Raw genomic sequence first — 16,583 nt, 5'->3', positions numbered from 1 at the left:
CGAGGTCACGGCGTTTCGTAGGCCTGATAAGCGCAGCGCCATCAGGCAACAAATGCCGGATGGCGGCGTAACGCCTTATCCGGCCTACAAAGAGCTTAATGTAGGCCGGGCAAACGCAGCGCCCCCCGGCAGTTTCATGAAGGCTCAGTAGCCCATGTTTTTCTTCTTCTCTAGCTCTTCTTTCGCGGTATCCGGCAGATAGAGGATCGATTTGGTAATGGTCAGCTTCTCAGGCATCGTGCCGTCTTTTTTGAATTTCTCCAGCGCGTCAAATGCCGGGCCTGCCATGTTCGGCGTCAGCTCGACGCTGGCGTTGGCTTCACCATCAATCATCGCTTTGTAGATATCCGGTACGCCGTCGATTGACCCCGTCAGAATGTCTTTGCCTGGTTTCAGGCCCGCCTCTTTGATCGCCTGAATAGCGCCGATCGCCATGTCATCGTTGTGGGCGTAAACCATGCAGATGTTCTTGCCGTTGTTTTCCGCTTTAATAAAGCTCTCCATCACTTCTTTCCCTTTACTGCGGGTGAAGTCGCCGGACTGAGAGCGGATAATTTTGATGTTTGGCGCGTTAGCGATGGCTTCAGCGAACCCTTTCTTACGATCGATCGCCACGCTGGCGCCAACGGTTCCTTGTAGCTCAACGACGTTACACGGCTTGCCGTTCACTTCTTTTATCAGCCAGTCGCCGATCAATTTGCCTTCCAGCACGTTATCGGCGGTGACGGTAGTCATATAGAGAGATTTGTCTTTTACATCGATGGAACGATCGAGCAAAAAGACCGGAATGTCGGCATCTTTGGCCTCTTTTAACACCGGCTCCCAACCTGTCGCCACGACCGGTGCAATAAAGATGGCATCGACGCCCTGGGCAACAAATGAACGGACTGCTTTAATCTGGTTTTCCTGCTTTTGCTGGCCGTCAGCGATTTTCAGCGTAATTCCACGCTTTTCGGCCTCGCTTTTCGCCACGTTGGTTTCTGCGGCGCGCCAGCCGGATTCAGAGCCAACCTGCGAAAATCCTACGGTTAAAGGGGCTGCCATTGCCATAGACGACATGGCTGCCGAAACTGCTGTGACTATAAGTAAGCGCTTCCACATAAGTGCGTCCTCGTAGGGTGATTATTGTTGGTTAATAAACCGTCGCGAAAAAACTATAGACAATTGAGCATGTAACGGATTGCGTTACATCACACTTCAAAAAAGTAAATAAAACGTTAATCACAAGTTTGTAATCGCTTTCATATCACTATGAAAAATGCGGCTGAAGATATGGATTTTTCTGTCACCAGTGAGGAGCAAAAAGAAGAAAATGGGAGTAAAGAAAGCGAAAACAAGCGGAGACATTCCGCGCGAGTTGGCTATAATACCCGCCACTTGTTTGCCATAGCTTATTTAAAGGAAACAGACATGAGCTTACTCAACGTCCCTGCCGGTAAAGACCTGCCGGAAGATATCTACGTTGTTATCGAGATCCCTGCCAACGCAGATCCGATCAAATACGAAGTTGACAAAGAGAGCGGCGCCCTGTTCGTTGACCGCTTCATGTCCACCGCGATGTTCTATCCGTGCAACTACGGTTACATCAACCACACTCTGTCTCTGGATGGCGATCCGGTTGACGTTCTGGTCCCGACTCCGTACCCGCTGGAGCCTGGTTCAGTGATCCGCTGCCGTCCGGTTGGCGTTCTGAAAATGACCGACGAATCCGGTGAAGATGCGAAACTGGTTGCGGTACCGCACACCAAGCTGAGCAAAGAATACGATCACATCAAAGATGTGTCCGACCTGCCGGAACTGCTGAAAGCGCAGATCACCCACTTCTTCGAGCATTATAAAGACCTCGAAGCTGGCAAATGGGTGAAAGTTGACGGTTGGGACAACGCAGAAGCTGCTAAAGCTGAAATCGTTGCTTCCTTCGAGCGCGCGAAGAAGTAATTCTTACTTTTGATGCTAAGCCCCGCATGTCGGGGCTTTTTTGTGTCCTGATGCGAGTGCGGCAGGCACATAAAACAACGCCACCCGAAGGTGGCGTGTTCACATCAGTACTGGTCTCTGTCTAACCAGTTACCGCTTTCAATCAGCGTTAAGCCATCAACCGGACGTTGGTACACGTACATCCATGCACTTCCGTACGGCGTTTGAATTAGCTGACGTGCGTATTCACCACCACGGGTACGCAGAGCGTCAAGCTCTGCCAGCGTGGCGTTATCAATACGATAAACTTCCCCGTGTACTGTTCCATTTCCCGGAACGGCGCCTGGATAGTGGCCCAGGCTGTACAACTGGTAGTTGTCGATACTGAAATTTCCCAGCAACAGGGCATTGGTCATCCAGTGGCTGTTGCCTTGTTTGGTTCGTAAACTGCCATAGACAAATATTCGCATTGCTAAAACTCGAACTGATAGAGCAAATCAAGTGCCTGATCTACGCCAGACACTGCTTCCAGATATAGCTTAGGCATCAGACGATAACGTAGCGTGAGTGTCGCTAAGGAGTCAAATATACCCACACCATATTTCACCTGCAGACCTGGCAGTACGTATCCGCTGACAACGACCTGAGATGAGTCCCCCACCCCTTGCGTGTCCAGTGCCAGATTGCTTACGCCAAATGTCTCCCCGATTTTACCCACAACCTGACCACTTTGTGCAACCCCCAGGCCAATAAGCATTGAAGTCATCGCCGCGCTGTCGCTCTGTTCACTATCCAGTCCTTGCCCACGAAGCAGGTAGGACAGCGCCATTTGCTGCGACATCGCCGGGTCGGAGAAGATCTCCGCTTTCGGTTCATCAGCCGTGCCCGTGACGCGAACGCCAGCGATCACGTCATCTTCTGTAGCATCCGGGTTACGAATCGCTTCAATATTGAGCAACGGCTGATCCGGCGGACCGGAGAATAACAGCTCGCCCTTACGCACAATCAGATCCTGACCATAGGCATGGAAGCGACCGCTCGGGATATTAATCTGCCCGTTAAGCCCCAGCCCCTGTTTATCCTGCACCACCTTCAGATCGCCCGTCAGACGCGCTTTCAGACCAAAGGCATCAAGACGCACGTTATTACCGACGTGGATGTTCAGGTTGCTGTTGATCGGGATCCCGGCGGTCTGTGGTTTCTCGGGCTGCAGATCGTTATTAAGCATCACCATATCGCTGGACACCCCTACCGCGCTTTCCGGCAGATCGTGGACCACGATACGCGCCCACGGCACATCGACATTGCCGTTCAGGGTAAACAGGCTCGGTGTCGCTTCAAATTCCACATCCGGCGAGACATCCAGACGCACCATCGGCGGCACGGTGATCCGCACCCGGCTGCCTTTCGCCGCAACGCGCGCCCGCCAATTGTCTATTTGACTCCAGTCTGCGTCGCCGCTCAGGTTGATTTCCCCCTGCTGCGTACGCACCACACCCGCCAACGTTGAGCGTGTTCCGGTGAAGTTAACAGCTAACTGGCTTGGCTGCATGTCAAACGGCATGAAGTTACCGTCGATATCCAGTCCGCTCAGTTGCAGTTGTCCAAGCAGTTGCGGGCTTTGCACATCGCCGCCCAGACGCAGGTTGGCGTTGATCGTCCCCGCGGCCTTTTCACCACGTGAGAAGATAGGGTTCACCATCGCCAGATTGAAGTTGCGGATATTGACGTTACCGCCCAGGTTACGGCGCCCTTGTGGATCCGTCACCTGCACCTTTCCGTCAAACTGCCCGTTATTAGTCAGGCGAATCAGCCAGCCCAGCTCGGCACGGTTGTCGTGCAGGTCGGCGGTCAGATTCAACGTTTCAAATGCCACAGGCAGCGGCGCATCGTTCACGCTTTGCGTGACCTTCACGTTACGCCCGGAAAGCGTGACCTGCCCCTGCGGCAGCCCCTCTTTGGTCGTGTCCCAACTGACATCGGCTTTGCCGGTGAACACCCCGCTGGCCTGAGTCGTATCCGGCATAAACGGTTTCAGCATCGCCAGGTCGAAACGGTTGAGATTCACCACCGCGCGTCCTTCTGCACCAGCATCAATGGTTTGTGGTACGCACAGCTCCGCATTCGGGTTGTTCCAGCAGTGCGGCCCAATGCTGATTTTTTGCTCCTGATTGCGATAATCCAACGCGATCGCACGATTGAGCGCCCACGGACCAACCGGCGTCTGGAAACGGGTATTGCTTAATTCCCCTTTCCAGCGCTGCTCTTTGCGATCAAAGCTGCCTGCCAGGGAGAGCTGCCCTGAGACCGGCTCGCCCTGGATGCGCAGCTGTAGCTCATGCTGCTTCTCACTGCCTTTGGCATCGAGCGTCACCAGGCCGATATTCACGTCAGGTTGTACAATCCGTTCTACGCGAACGTTGAGATTACCGGCGATTTGCTCCGCCGATTTCACGTCGCCTTCGACGCGAACCTGAGCAACGGAAAGCTCCTGCCAGCGCAGGCCGCGGGCGGTGATGTCCGCCAACAGCTGTGGCGCTTCTACCGTACCACGAACTTTTACCAGCCCTTTCGCCGTGCCGCCTAATCCCGGCAGTGCGTTATCCAGGCTCGGGGCATCAATCGTCGCGTCGAGATTGAGGTCCTTAACCCCCAGTTCCCCTTTCACGTCCGCACTGTTGCGCCCCAGTTCCAGATGCAGGCCCGGGATCGTCCACTGCAGGTAGCTGTTCCCCTTCAGCGAGCCGTTTACATTAACCTTGTTCTGCTTCACGTTACCGGTCAGCTTCAGCTCAGGAATCTCCATCTGCCAGCTTCCGCCGTACAGACTGCCGCGCGTTTTCACCAGACCATTCAGCTTTGACGGCCAGTCCGGGATTGTTTTCGCGGTGTTGATACCATCCAGCGTTAACTCCCCGCGCCAACTGATCGCCTGCTGCCAGTCCACCAGCGCTTTCAGTTCGGTTTTCCCTTCCAGCGCCGCAATGCTCAGTTTGTCGAGATTAATCTGCTGTTCGTTGCCTTTGGCGTCCAGCGTAATGGTAGCCGGAGGAATATCCTGCCCTTTCACCGCGGTACGCATCGACAACGTATAGTCGGTCATTTTGCCGGTCAGCTTGAGCTTAATGTCATCGGCCTGGAATTGCTTGTCGCCGGTAAACGGCCAGTAAACCTGCTTACTCACCACTTCCAGATTGAGCGGTAATCCGGCTTCTGCCAGACGCGTTTGCGCACGCAGATCCATATCAACCGGGCCAGACAGATTGACGCCGACTTCCAGCTGGTCACGCAGCGCGCCGCCGACCTTCAGCTTCACCTTTTCGCCTTTTAATGGATCAACGTTCAGCGTGCTGTTGAGGGTAATATCTACCGGCCATGTGTTGGTGAGCTGCGCCGTACCGCTGGCGTTTACCGTGCCCTGATTAGAGTCGATATCCAGCGCGTCGAGCTTCATGTTGCCGTCAATACTGCTCACTTTGAGCAGTATGTTATGCACCGTTAAATCCGTATCCCCGGTCACGCGCAGTTGCTCGCCGCGAAACTCTTCAATATTGAGGTTGAGCGGCAGATGGACATCGGTCATTTCCGGTAGCACCGGCTTTGAGAACAGATCTTTTAGCGTTTCGCCGAGCGGTTTTTCATCCGGCTGCGGGTTTTGAATCTTCGGTTCAACGACCTCTTCCTGCGCCACTTCCGCCACTTTAGGCAGGGCAATCAGCAGGCCCTGTAATGACGTTGGCTTCAGGGTCAGCGTTTTTTCCTGCCAGTTCAGGCCGGAGGTAAAATCGAGCACTGAAACCGTGGTGTCATCGATTTTGATATTGATGTTGTTGAGCGCCACGCGTGAAAGCGTAATCGGATAAGGTGTGGAAAGGTTAAGCGGGCCGCTATCCTCTTCCTCAACCGGTGCTGAAGGCGGCATCTTTTTACTGTCGATCGCCACGTTGATATTTTTCAGCGACAGATCGTTGACGCACAGGCTGCTATCCCAAAGACACTCCAGCCCGACGGCCAGATGCACTTCGCCGGCATTCACCGCCACGCCAGGCTGGTCATAACGAATATTTTTGAGCGATAAATCCCGCCAACCGCCGGTGACCTGACCAATTTCCAGCCCCGGAACCCAGCGATTAGCTGCTTTGAAGATCAGGTGCAGGCCCGAGGTGGTGCCGAAAAGAAACGCCACCGTACCTAACAACAGCAGGATAAAAATCAGCACGCCGAGGCTTATCTTCTTCCATAAACTCATAATTCAGGCCCCAGACCGATGTAAAACTGTAAACCATGTTCATCTTTGTCGCCGACAGGAACGGCAAAGTCGAGCTTGATGGGACCGACCGGCGATTGCCAGCGTACGCCGACCCCGGCGCCGGTTTTGAAATCGCTTTTGCGGATATCGCTGACCGCTTCGCCGCTATCGACAAACATCGCGCCCCACCATTTCCCGGTCACGTTGTACTGGTATTCCAGCGAGCCGGTTGCCAGCTTCGAGGCCCCTTTCAGCTTACCGTCGCTGCCTTCAGGCGAAATAGATTTGTATTTATAGCCGCGAATACTGCGATCGCCCCCGGCGAAGAAACGCAGATCCGGCGGCACTTTGTCGAAGTCCCCGGTTTCAATCCAGCCGAGGTTACCGCGCATCACAAAGCGATGCCTGTCGTACAGCGTGCGGATCCAGACGTTTTGCGCCTGGAAGACGGAGAAATCAACGTCTGAGCCCCAGGCCGTATTGGAGTAATCAATGGAATAACGCTGTGAATCGCCCCAGACGGGCATCAGACCGCCGCGCGAACGCGTCCGGCTAATCATCACGCCCGGATAGAGCAGCATGGTGGTATTGGTGACGTTACCCTGCGTAAAGTGGTCGAGGCTCCAGCGCAGGTTAATCGCGCGCTGCCAGCCACTGGAGAGATCCCAGTAGCGGGAAACCGCAAGCGTCGTGGAGTCCTGCTCGGTGTCGTTTAAATCGGTACGCTTAAAGCCGCCCTGCACCAGGTAATACTGCTCCAGCGGGTTCTTTAACAGCGGCATTTTATAACTAAAATCAAGGACCTGCTCTGGCGCAGAGATGCTGGCGCTGGTGGTCAGGCTGTGGCCATAGGAGTTCATCCACGGCTTTTTCCACGAGGTCTTCACCCGTGGCCCGACGTCAGTTGAATAACCAACCCCGGTTTCGATGGTGTTTTCGGTACGCGGCGAGACCACGCCTTTTAGCGGCAGCACTTTGGTTTTGCGGGCTTTATCAAATTCCGGCGCGACAACCACAGAATTAAACCATCCGGTCGCCGACAGACGACGGTTCAGTTCCCCCAAATCTTTCGACTCGTACGCTTCACCTTCTTTAAATGGCACCAGGTTTTGCAGGTACTCATCACGAATTTGCGAGCCTTCAAAGGTGACATGCCCAAAGCGATAGCGTTCGCCGCTGTTGTAATCGATATCCCAGAACGCCTGACGGCGCTCAAGCGCTATTCCAAGCTGACTTTTATTAAATTCACTGTCGAAATAACCTTTGCGCAGCGCCACGCTGGTGAGGGATTTTTTGAAGTTGTCATAGTCTCCCTGATTCAACACGGTGCCGATTGCCGGGCGCGTTTTCAGCAGATCCAGGTAATCTTTATCCGTACGCGCGCCACCGCGCAGAATCACTTCGGTGCCGCCAATCAGCACCGGCTCGCCGGGGGTTACTTTGGCAATCAGCACCTGGCGTCCTTTCGCCGGTGGCGGGCGCAGCTCAAAATCGATGGTCGGCTCAAAGTAGCCCAGCGCTTTTAGCCCTTCGCGGATGGCATCATCAACGCGCGCACGAAAGCGTCGGTCTGGCGTGACTTCATCACTTTGAATCGTGGACAGCTGCGCACGGACGTTTTTCTCCAGCGGTCCTGATAATCCTTCGACCTGTAAGCGAACATTCGCGGCGGCGGCGGAGCCACTTAAGCACAGTAATCCCACCCAACATAACTGACGGATATGTGGCACATTTTCTCCTGAATATCCTTTTTTCCCACCCCTGGAAAAAAATACTATGCCGTTCCTCGGCTTAACAAAAAATCAACAATAAGAGTTGAAAAACAGACGGCAACCCAAATATTTCTTATGTTTAACTCTAGACGTATTCATGCCGTTTATTGTGGGCAAAGACGCGTCTCGTTACAACCTTAACCCAAATGACTGATTTCGGGAGAACGGCCATGAGTTTATTTGATAGAAAGCATCTCGTTACTCAAGCAGATGCGCTACCTGGACGCAACACCCCGATGCCAGTGGCAACGCTGCATGCGGTTAACCAACATTCGATGACCAACGTGCCCGACGGTATGGAAATCGCCCTTTTCGCCATGGGATGTTTCTGGGGCGTGGAGCGTTTATTCTGGTCATTACCCGGCGTGTACAGCACCGCAGCCGGATACACCGGCGGCTATACCCCTAACCCGACCTATCGGGAAGTTTGCTCTGGCGATACCGGGCATGCCGAGGCGGTACGCGTCGTCTATGACCCGCATGTTATCAGCTACGAGCAACTGCTGCAGGTGTTCTGGGAAAATCACGACCCGGCGCAAGGTATGCGCCAGGGGAACGACCAGGGTACGCAGTATCGTTCCGCTATTTATCCCTTAACGCCAGAGCAAACCGCCGCAGCACAGGCCAGCCTTGAGCGTTTTCAGGCGGCGATGACCGCCGCTGGCGACGAGCGGACCATTACAACGGAAATCAGTACGGCAACCCCGTTCTATTATGCCGAAGACGATCACCAACAATATCTGCACAAAAACCCTTACGGATATTGTGGAATTGGCGGGATTGGCGTGTGTTTGCCACCACAAGGATAAATTTACCCCTCTGGCGACGTTACAGTACCTTACGCTATACTAGCTTCTGAATTTACCGGCTCACTTCCACGAGCCGGTTTTCAATGTGTATTTCACACGGATTTATCAACTTCTCCCTTCCGAGGATCTGACCCGAACGGTCGGATAAGATATGTTAAACAGTATTTTAGTCATTCTCTGCCTGATCGCCGTGAGTGCGTTTTTCTCGATATCCGAGATCTCGCTTGCCGCATCACGCAAAATCAAACTTAAACTGCTTGCCGATGAAGGCAATGTAAACGCACAGCGTGTTTTGAAGATGCAGGAAAACCCCGGCATGTTTTTTACCGTGGTGCAGATTGGCCTTAACGCGGTCGCCATTCTCGGCGGTATCGTTGGTGATGCGGCCTTTTCCCCGGCGTTTTACAGTCTGTTCTCAAAGTACTTCGCTCCAGAGCTGTCCGAACAGTTAAGTTTTATTCTGTCCTTCTCACTGGTTACTGGCCTGTTCATCCTGTTCGCGGATTTAACCCCGAAACGCATCGGTATGATTGCGCCAGAAGCTGTGGCTTTGCGTATCATCAACCCGATGCGCTTCTGTCTGCTGGTCTTCCGCCCGCTGGTGTGGTTCTTTAACGGTCTGGCAAATAACATTTTCCGCCTGTTTAAAATCCCGATGGTGCGTAAAGATGACATCACGTCAGACGACATTTACGCCGTGGTCGAAGCCGGTGCGCTGGCGGGTGTTCTGCGCAAGCAGGAACATGAGCTGATTGAAAATGTGTTCGAACTGGAATCCCGTACCGTACCGTCTTCAATGACCTCGCGTGAGAATATTATCTGGTTCGATCTTCACGAAGACGAGCAGAGCCTGAAGAACAAAGTGGCGGAACACCCGCACTCCAAATTCCTGGTGTGTAACGAAGATATCGACCACATCATTGGCTATGTCGATTCAAAGGATCTCCTCAACCGCGTGCTGGCCAACCAGAGCATGGCGCTGAACAGCGGCGTGCAGATCCGCAATACGCTGATTGTCCCGGATACGCTGACGCTCTCTGAAGCGCTGGAAAGCTTCAAAACCGCAGGCGAAGATTTTGCCGTCATCATGAACGAGTATGCATTGGTGGTGGGGATTATCACGCTCAACGATGTGATGACGACGCTGATGGGCGATTTAGTCGGTCAGGGCCTGGAAGAGCAGATCGTGGCGCGTGATGAAAACTCATGGTTAGTCGACGGCGGTACGCCGATTGATGACGTCATGCGCGTCCTGGATATCGACGAATTCCCGCAGTCCGGCAACTATGAGACCATCGGCGGCTTTATGATGTTCATGTTGCGTAAAATCCCGAAACGCACCGACTCGGTGAAATATTCAGGCTACAAATTTGAAGTGGTGGATATCGATAACTATAAGATCGATCAGCTGCTGGTGACGCGTCTGGACAGTAAACCTACCGTTCTGGTACCGAAACTGCCGGATGCGAAGGAAGAGGCGAAGGCGTCATAGCGCCTTGCAGAAACATCAACGGCTCCAGTCCTGGAGCCGTTTTTTTAACTACCGCATAGCACTTTGATCAAGCCATCTCAGTTTGCAGACGCAAGACCTGACGGTTAACTTCGGACATCACCGAGAAATGCAGCTTGTCCTTCACTTTTGGGATAAGAATCTTACCCTTATCAAATTCAAAAGCGCCTACGTCCTTGATATATAACCGTCCACGAAACAGGATCTTCACGTACTTCGCCACCTGCAGCGGGTTGTATCGTTGGAAAATTTTCATTGTTGTCTCCTGCTGAGCATTACGCCTTTGCGGTACCACAATCGGTCCGACAATCCTCAGGCGCAAATTTTAATGCCCTATGACTATAGACTATCTCGTTGATGTTTCCAGCGTGTATAAGTTTATTTACCTTCAAGTTACAATTATTCAGAATTATCTTTTCAACGCTTCGCTGTCTTCAGTATAAGCCTTCGATTTTCGCAGGATTTGTGCGCCCGTCCGCAAACTGGCATCGCACTTGCGGGAAAAAGCATCAATCGCACATATGATTAAATTCCAGACCCAAGTGGTCGGATCACCTGCAAAATAAAGAAAGAAGGAAAACCTATGACCTTACGAAAACTGCTGGCGCTGTCGTGCCTGCTGCTGCCGATGATTGCCTCCGCCCATAAGTTTGAGACTAACCAGCGCGTACCACCGGTGGGGATCGCCGATCGCGGCGAACTGATTCTTGATAACGATAAGTTTAGCTACAAAAGCTGGAATAGCGCGCAACTGCCCGGCAAAGTACGGATTGTGCAACACATCGCCGGGCGCACCTCCGCTAAAGAGAAAAACGCGAACCTGATTGAAGCCATCAAAGCAGCGAACCTGCCGCACGACAAATACCAGACCACCACTATCGTCAACACGGATGACGCCATTCCCGGCTCCGGTATGTTTGTGCGCAGCAGTCTGGAGAGCAACAAGAAGCTCTATCCATGGTCACAATTTATTGTCGACAGCAACGGCATTGCGCGTAAAGCCTGGCAACTGGATGAAGAAAGCTCCGCTATTGCGGTACTCGATAAGGACGGACGCGTACAGTGGGCAAAAGATGGTGCATTAACACAGGAAGAGGTGCAGCAGGTGATTGCCCTGCTGCATAAATTGCTCAGTAAATAGAGACCCGGAAGCCGGGGTTGAGGAACGATTCACGTGGGGTGTAGTCCAGCGGTTTCCCCTGCCAGTCGTGAACGTGCGCTCCGGCTGCGGCGGCAACGGCGTGGCCAGCGGCGGTGTCCCAGACGTTAGTTGGTCCAAAACGCGGATACAGCTGCGCGTGCCCTTCCGCCACCAGGCAGAATTTCAGCGACGAGCCAATCGACGTGGTCTGGTGTTCGCCCAGTTGTTGCAGATACTCTTTTAACTCATTGTCGGCATGCGAGCGGCTAATTACCACCAGCGGTGGACGCGCGTCACGTACCAGGATCTGTTTGCGCGCACCGCACTCTTCTTTCCACGCTTTACCTTCTGCCGCGCTGTACATGACCTTCATTACTGGCGCGTAAACCACGCCAAGCACCGGCTTTCCCTGTTCAATCAGCGCAATATTGACGGTAAATTCACCGTTACGTTTAATAAACTCTTTGGTACCGTCCAGCGGGTCCACCAGCCAGTAGCGCTGCCAGTGCTGGCGAACATCCCAGCCAGGAGGAGCTTCTTCAGACAGAACCGGAATATCCGGCGTCAGCGCCTGTAATCCTTCGAGGATCACCGTGTGCGCAGCGATATCCGCCGCCGTGACCGGAGAATCATCCTGCTTGCTGGTAATCTCCATCGGTTTGATTCCATCGTAGACCTGCATAATGGCATCGCCCGCGTTCCGTGCAAGCTGGCATACATGTTCTAACATTCTCCACCTCGTTTGTCAGTGGTGTTAACTCGTTGTTTTACTTATACCCGATCGTCAGGGGATCCGCCAACTGTGATAGCGTCTGCGGTTTTAAACGCTATATTCATGTCATGATTCACAGTTCTGTAAGCAAGAAGATTTATATACATTTTCTTTTGTGGCTTAGATCTTAAAAGGATGCCCCTGATGATTAAGTTTAGTGCAACGCTTCTGGCAACGCTGATTGCAGCCAGCGTGAATGCCGCGACCGTTGATCTGCGAATAATGGAAACCACTGATTTACATAGCAATATGATGGATTTCGATTATTACAAAGACACGCCGACTGAAAAATTTGGCCTGGTGCGCACGGCAAGTCTGATCAACGCCGCGCGTGGTGAAGTCAAAAACAGCGTGCTGGTTGATAACGGCGATCTGATTCAGGGCAGCCCGCTCGGGGATTACATGGCGGCCAAAGGGCTGAAAGCGGGCGAAACTCACCCGGTATATAAGGCGCTCAATACGCTGGATTACGCGGTGGGCAACCTCGGCAATCATGAATTCAACTACGGTCTGGCGTATTTGCATAACGCGCTGGCCGGAGCGAAGTTCCCCTACGTTAACGCCAATATCATCGATGTTAAGACCAAAAAGCCGCTATTTACACCTTACTTGATCAAAGAAACTGAGGTGGTCGACCAGCAAGGTAACAAGCAGACGCTGAAGATTGGCTATATCGGCTTTGTGCCACCACAAATCATGACCTGGGATAAAGCTAACCTTAGCGGCAAAGTGACGGTAAATGACATCACCGAAACCGCGCGTAAGTATGTGCCGGAAATGCGGAAAAAAGGCGCTGATGTCGTGGTGGTGATTGCTCACTCCGGCCTTTCTGCCGACCCGTATCAGACGATGGCGGAAAACTCCGTTTATTATCTCAGTGAAGTACCGGGTGTGGATGCCATTATGTTTGGTCATGCTCACGCCGTTTTCCCGGGTAAAGATTTTGCCAATATTAAAGGCGCGGATATCGCGAAAGGCACGCTCAATGGCGTACCGGCGGTGATGCCGGGCATGTGGGGCGATCATCTGGGCGTCGTGGATTTGGTACTGAATAACGACAGCGGTAAATGGCAGGTCAGCCAGGCGAAAGCAGAGGCACGCCCCATTTATGACGCCGCGGCGAAAAAATCACTGGCCGGTGAAGACAAAAAAATCGTAGAGATCCTGAAAGCCGATCACGACGCCACCCGTGAATTCGTCAGCAAACCAATTGGTAAATCCGCCGACAACATGTACAGCTACCTGGCGTTGGTTCAGGATGACCCGACCGTGCAGGTAGTGAATAACGCCCAGAAAGCCTATGTGGAACATTTTATTCAGGGCGATCCGGACCTGGCAAAATTGCCGGTACTTTCCGCGGCCGCGCCGTTTAAGGTCGGTGGACGCAAGAACGATCCGGCCAGCTTTGTCGAAGTCGAAAAAGGCCAGTTAACCTTCCGTAATGCCGCTGATTTGTATCTTTATCCCAACACCCTGGTGGTCGTGAAAGCCAGCGGCAAAGAGGTGAAAGAGTGGCTGGAATGTTCCGCCGGGCAGTTTAATCAAATTGATATTCACAGCAGCAAGCCGCAGTCGCTGATCAACTGGGATGGGTTCCGTACTTATAACTTTGACGTGATCGACGGCGTGAATTATCAGATTGATGTTTCACAGCCCGCCCGCTACGACGGCGAGTGCCAGACCATCAACCCAAAAGCAGAGCGGATTAAGAATCTGACCTTTAACGGTAAGCCTGTCGACCCTAACGCCACCTTCCTCGTCGCGACCAATAACTATCGCGCCTATGGCGGTAAGTTTGCCGGAACCGGAGACAACCACATCGCGTTTGCGTCACCAGATGAAAACCGCTCGGTGCTGGCCGCATGGATTGGTGCTGAGACGAAGCGTGCCGGTGAAATTCATCCGGCGGCAGATAACAACTGGCGTCTGGCGCCGATTCACAGTGATACGCCACTGGATATTCGTTTTGAAACGTCACCGTCTGAGAAAGCCGCAGCGTTTATCAAAGAGAAAGGACAATACCCGCTGAAAAAAGTCGCTACCGATGATATCGGCTTTGCGATTTATCAGTTGGATTTGAGTAAGTAACTCTCGTGCCGGATGCGACGCAACAGCGTCTTATCCGGCCTAAAAACACACTGCCAACCTATCACGCAACCCGCTCTTCCCGTTGCGCCAAAACCTGCGGCAAATTCAGTTCTATCCAGTCCGCCAGCGCGGCGACTTTATCGCTCACCTGCTCGCCCAACGGCGTCAGGCTATATTCCACGTGCGGCGGCACCACCGGATAAGACACCCGATTGATAAATCCGTCCTGCTCCAGCGCCTGCAGAGATTGCGCCAACATCTTTTCGCTGACGCCGCCCATCTTCCGGCGCAAATCGCTAAAGCGGTGCGTACCGTCGCGCAGCGCCACCAGAATTAACACGCCCCAGCGGCTGGTGACGTGTTTTAACACCTCGCGTGAAGGGCATTGCTCGGCAAACAAATTGCCATCGCGTAATTGCTGGGAGAGGGTCGACGCTGTCATTTTCATACTAACCTTTTTGTGCGTACTTACTATAAGTAAGTTTAAGTGTTAGCGTGATTAAACACAAGACCAATACCAAGGAGTTACCCCATGATCGCAATTACCGGCGCCACCGGCCAACTGGGCCAACACGTTATTGAATCGCTACTGAAAACCGTTCCTGCCAGCCAGATTGTGGCTATCGTGCGTAACCCCGCTAAAGCGACGGCGCTTAGCCAGCAGGGCATTACCGTTCGCCAGGCGGATTACAGCGACGAAGCCGCCTTTACGACTGCCTTGCAAGGTATCGACAAGCTACTGCTGATCTCCTCCAGCGAAGTGGGACAACGTGCCCCGCAGCATCGCAACGTGATTAACGCAGCAAAGGCTGCCCACGTGAAATTTATCGCCTACACCAGCCTGCTGCACGCCGACACCTCCCCGCTGGGGCTGGCCGATGAACACGTCGCCACCGAGAAGATGCTGGCTGAATCCGGTATCGCTTATGCGCTACTGCGCAACGGCTGGTACACCGAAAACTATCTCGCCAGCGCGCCAGCTGCACTGGAACACGGCGTCTTTATCGGGGCGGCGGGAGAAGGCAAAATCGCCTCGGCAACCCGCGCCGACTATGCCGCTGCCGCCGCGCGCATCATCAGTGAAGAGGGGCACGCCGGTAAAACCTACGAACTGGCGGGCGATGCAGGCTGGACCCTGAGCCAGTTGGCTGCCGAGCTGGCAAAGCAGAGCGGTAAAAAAGTGGTGTATCAGAACCTGAGCGAAGCTAATTTTGCCGCAGCGCTGAAAGGCTTTGGTCTGCCTGCCGGGCTGGCGGAGATGCTGGCTGATTCTGACGTTGGCGCCTCTAAAGGCGGTCTGTTCGATGACAGCCATACGTTGAGCAAACTGATTGGCCGCCCAACCACATCATTGGCTGACAGCGTCAAAGGCATCGTATAGGTGTTAAAAATTAGTTAATTGTGGTGGCATCCCCGCGCATCCTCTCTGATAATGACAGGATGATGCGTGGGGAGAGAAAACGTGCAAGGTGTACCTGAGCAGTTTATTGATGAAAAAGACAGCGCCCGCTTTCGCCATCTGGCGCAGGTGCCGGGCGTTGAACTGTATCATGCGCACATCTCACGTTACGCCTTTGAACCACATACCCATGAAGCGTTTGGCATTGGCGCGATAGAAGCCGGAGCCGAACGTTTTCGCTATCGCGGTACGCAGTACGTCGCGCCCGCCCATTCTGTCGTCACCATGAATCCCGATGAGCTGCATACCGGCGAAGCCGAAACCGCCGACGGCTGGCGCTATCGGATGATCTATCTTGAGCCCGATCTTCTGGAAGAGGTCACCGGGATCCGCCACTGGTGGTTTCATGACGTAACGCGTCACGATCCGCTGCGCTCGCGCCAGATCTGCTCGCTGATCCACGGCCTGTGGAACACAGAGGATGCGCTGGCGCAAAAAGGGTTATTGCTCGATCTGATCGACACCTTCCAGCCGCTGGCCCGCCATGCGCCAACATCTGCAGAAGGGGCGCATCGCTTTGAACGGGTACGCGAGTATCTGCATGATAATTACATGCACCCGATAACGCTCGACGAACTGGCGCGGGTTGCCTCACTGAGTCCCTGGCATTTTCAACGCCAGTTTAAGTCTCATTTCCACGTTACGCCGCACCAAATGCTGATGGCCATTCGCCTGTGGCGAGCCAAAGGTTTTCTCACTCACGGAATGCCCGCCGCAGAGGTCGCCGCCGCAACCGGTTTGACCGACCAGTCGCATCTCACCCGCGCATTTACTCATCGTTACGGCATTACGCCGGTACGTTATCAGAAGCAGGTTTATTCGCGCTAATGCGCAATCTCATACAATACGGCTGCACTCTCCCTACC

The 16,583-nt window shown here is 53.4% G+C and carries 14 protein-coding genes; 7 read left to right on the top strand and 7 right to left on the bottom strand.

The window, feature by feature from the left end:
• Positions 1-144: 144 nt before the first annotated feature.
• Positions 145-1,101 carry a galactofuranose ABC transporter substrate-binding protein YtfQ gene (gene ytfQ / locus OGV69_RS24740; protein ID WP_038636626.1) on the bottom strand — a complete coding sequence of 319 codons (957 nt, stop codon included), beginning with the start codon at positions 1,099-1,101 and terminating at the stop codon, positions 145-147.
• Between the two features lie 309 nt (positions 1,102-1,410).
• Between ytfQ and ppa the strand changes: the two genes are divergently transcribed.
• A complete protein-coding gene (ppa, locus tag OGV69_RS24735) occupies positions 1,411-1,938 on the top strand; it encodes an inorganic diphosphatase (protein WP_038636623.1) in 528 nt (175 codons plus the stop codon).
• 104 nt (positions 1,939-2,042) lie between these two features.
• On the opposite strand, the gene OGV69_RS24730 is transcribed toward ppa, so the two are convergent.
• The 3 genes from OGV69_RS24730 to tamA are packed head-to-tail and all read right to left on the bottom strand — an operon-like array spanning position 2,043 to position 7,896.
• Positions 2,043-2,387, bottom strand: coding sequence for a gamma-glutamylcyclotransferase family protein (locus OGV69_RS24730; protein WP_003025723.1), 345 nt, complete (start codon positions 2,385-2,387; stop codon positions 2,043-2,045).
• 2 nt (positions 2,388-2,389) lie between these two features.
• The gene (tamB, locus tag OGV69_RS24725) at positions 2,390-6,166 is read right to left on the bottom strand and encodes an autotransporter assembly complex protein TamB (protein ID WP_069324751.1); all 3,777 of its coding nucleotides are present in this window, start codon (positions 6,164-6,166) and stop codon (positions 2,390-2,392) included.
• Positions 6,163-7,896, bottom strand: coding sequence for an autotransporter assembly complex protein TamA (gene tamA / locus OGV69_RS24720; protein WP_069324750.1), 1,734 nt, complete (start codon positions 7,894-7,896; stop codon positions 6,163-6,165). Before tamA ends, tamB begins: the two co-directional genes overlap by 4 nt.
• A 212-nt stretch (positions 7,897-8,108) precedes the next feature.
• On the opposite strand from tamA, the gene msrA reads away from it, so the two are divergent.
• Positions 8,109-8,747 (top strand): peptide-methionine (S)-S-oxide reductase MsrA, encoded by a 639-nt coding sequence (msrA, locus tag OGV69_RS24715; protein WP_032940276.1) that lies wholly within the window; start codon positions 8,109-8,111, stop codon positions 8,745-8,747.
• A 151-nt stretch (positions 8,748-8,898) separates the two neighbouring features.
• Positions 8,899-10,239 (top strand): polyamine export protein PaeA, encoded by a 1,341-nt coding sequence (paeA, locus tag OGV69_RS24710; protein WP_003025713.1) that lies wholly within the window; start codon positions 8,899-8,901, stop codon positions 10,237-10,239.
• Positions 10,240-10,306: 67 nt separating this feature from the next.
• Here paeA and OGV69_RS24705 read toward each other — a convergent pair whose 3' ends face one another.
• Positions 10,307-10,513: a DUF1107 domain-containing protein gene (locus OGV69_RS24705; RefSeq protein ID WP_003025710.1), complete on the bottom strand. Its 207-nt coding sequence runs from the start codon at positions 10,511-10,513 to the stop codon at positions 10,307-10,309.
• A gap of 327 nt (positions 10,514-10,840) precedes the next feature.
• Between OGV69_RS24705 and OGV69_RS24700 the strand changes: the two genes are divergently transcribed.
• Positions 10,841-11,398 carry a YtfJ family protein gene (locus OGV69_RS24700; protein WP_038636612.1) on the top strand — a complete coding sequence of 186 codons (558 nt, stop codon included), beginning with the start codon at positions 10,841-10,843 and terminating at the stop codon, positions 11,396-11,398.
• Here the strand turns inward: OGV69_RS24700 and cysQ are convergent.
• Positions 11,388-12,128, bottom strand: a complete 741-nt coding sequence (gene cysQ / locus OGV69_RS24695; protein ID WP_069324749.1) for a 3'(2'),5'-bisphosphate nucleotidase CysQ — start codon at positions 12,126-12,128, stop codon at positions 11,388-11,390. The two genes, OGV69_RS24700 and cysQ, sit on opposite strands and share 11 nt — an antisense overlap.
• 186 nt (positions 12,129-12,314) lie before the next feature.
• On the opposite strand from cysQ, the gene cpdB reads away from it, so the two are divergent.
• The gene (gene cpdB, locus OGV69_RS24690) at positions 12,315-14,258 is read left to right on the top strand and encodes a 2',3'-cyclic-nucleotide 2'-phosphodiesterase (protein ID WP_069324748.1); all 1,944 of its coding nucleotides are present in this window, start codon (positions 12,315-12,317) and stop codon (positions 14,256-14,258) included.
• A 61-nt stretch (positions 14,259-14,319) separates the two neighbouring features.
• Here cpdB and OGV69_RS24685 read toward each other — a convergent pair whose 3' ends face one another.
• The gene (locus tag OGV69_RS24685) at positions 14,320-14,700 is read right to left on the bottom strand and encodes a winged helix-turn-helix transcriptional regulator (protein ID WP_038642973.1); all 381 of its coding nucleotides are present in this window, start codon (positions 14,698-14,700) and stop codon (positions 14,320-14,322) included.
• A 90-nt stretch (positions 14,701-14,790) separates the two neighbouring features.
• On the opposite strand from OGV69_RS24685, the gene OGV69_RS24680 reads away from it, so the two are divergent.
• Both OGV69_RS24680 and OGV69_RS24675 read left to right on the top strand, forming a co-directional pair.
• The gene (locus tag OGV69_RS24680) at positions 14,791-15,639 is read left to right on the top strand and encodes an SDR family oxidoreductase (RefSeq protein ID WP_069324747.1); all 849 of its coding nucleotides are present in this window, start codon (positions 14,791-14,793) and stop codon (positions 15,637-15,639) included.
• Between the two features lie 81 nt (positions 15,640-15,720).
• Entirely contained in the window at positions 15,721-16,545 is an 825-nt protein-coding gene (locus OGV69_RS24675; RefSeq protein ID WP_038642970.1) for an AraC family transcriptional regulator, read from the top strand.
• Positions 16,546-16,583 lie beyond the last annotated feature (38 nt).

It is taken from the genome of Citrobacter sp. Cc139 (assembly GCF_030334645.1).
Lineage (GTDB): Bacteria > Pseudomonadota > Gammaproteobacteria > Enterobacterales > Enterobacteriaceae > Citrobacter > Citrobacter werkmanii.
Note: the sequence above shows the minus strand (reverse complement) of the source record. Positions and strands in the feature narration are given on the sequence as shown.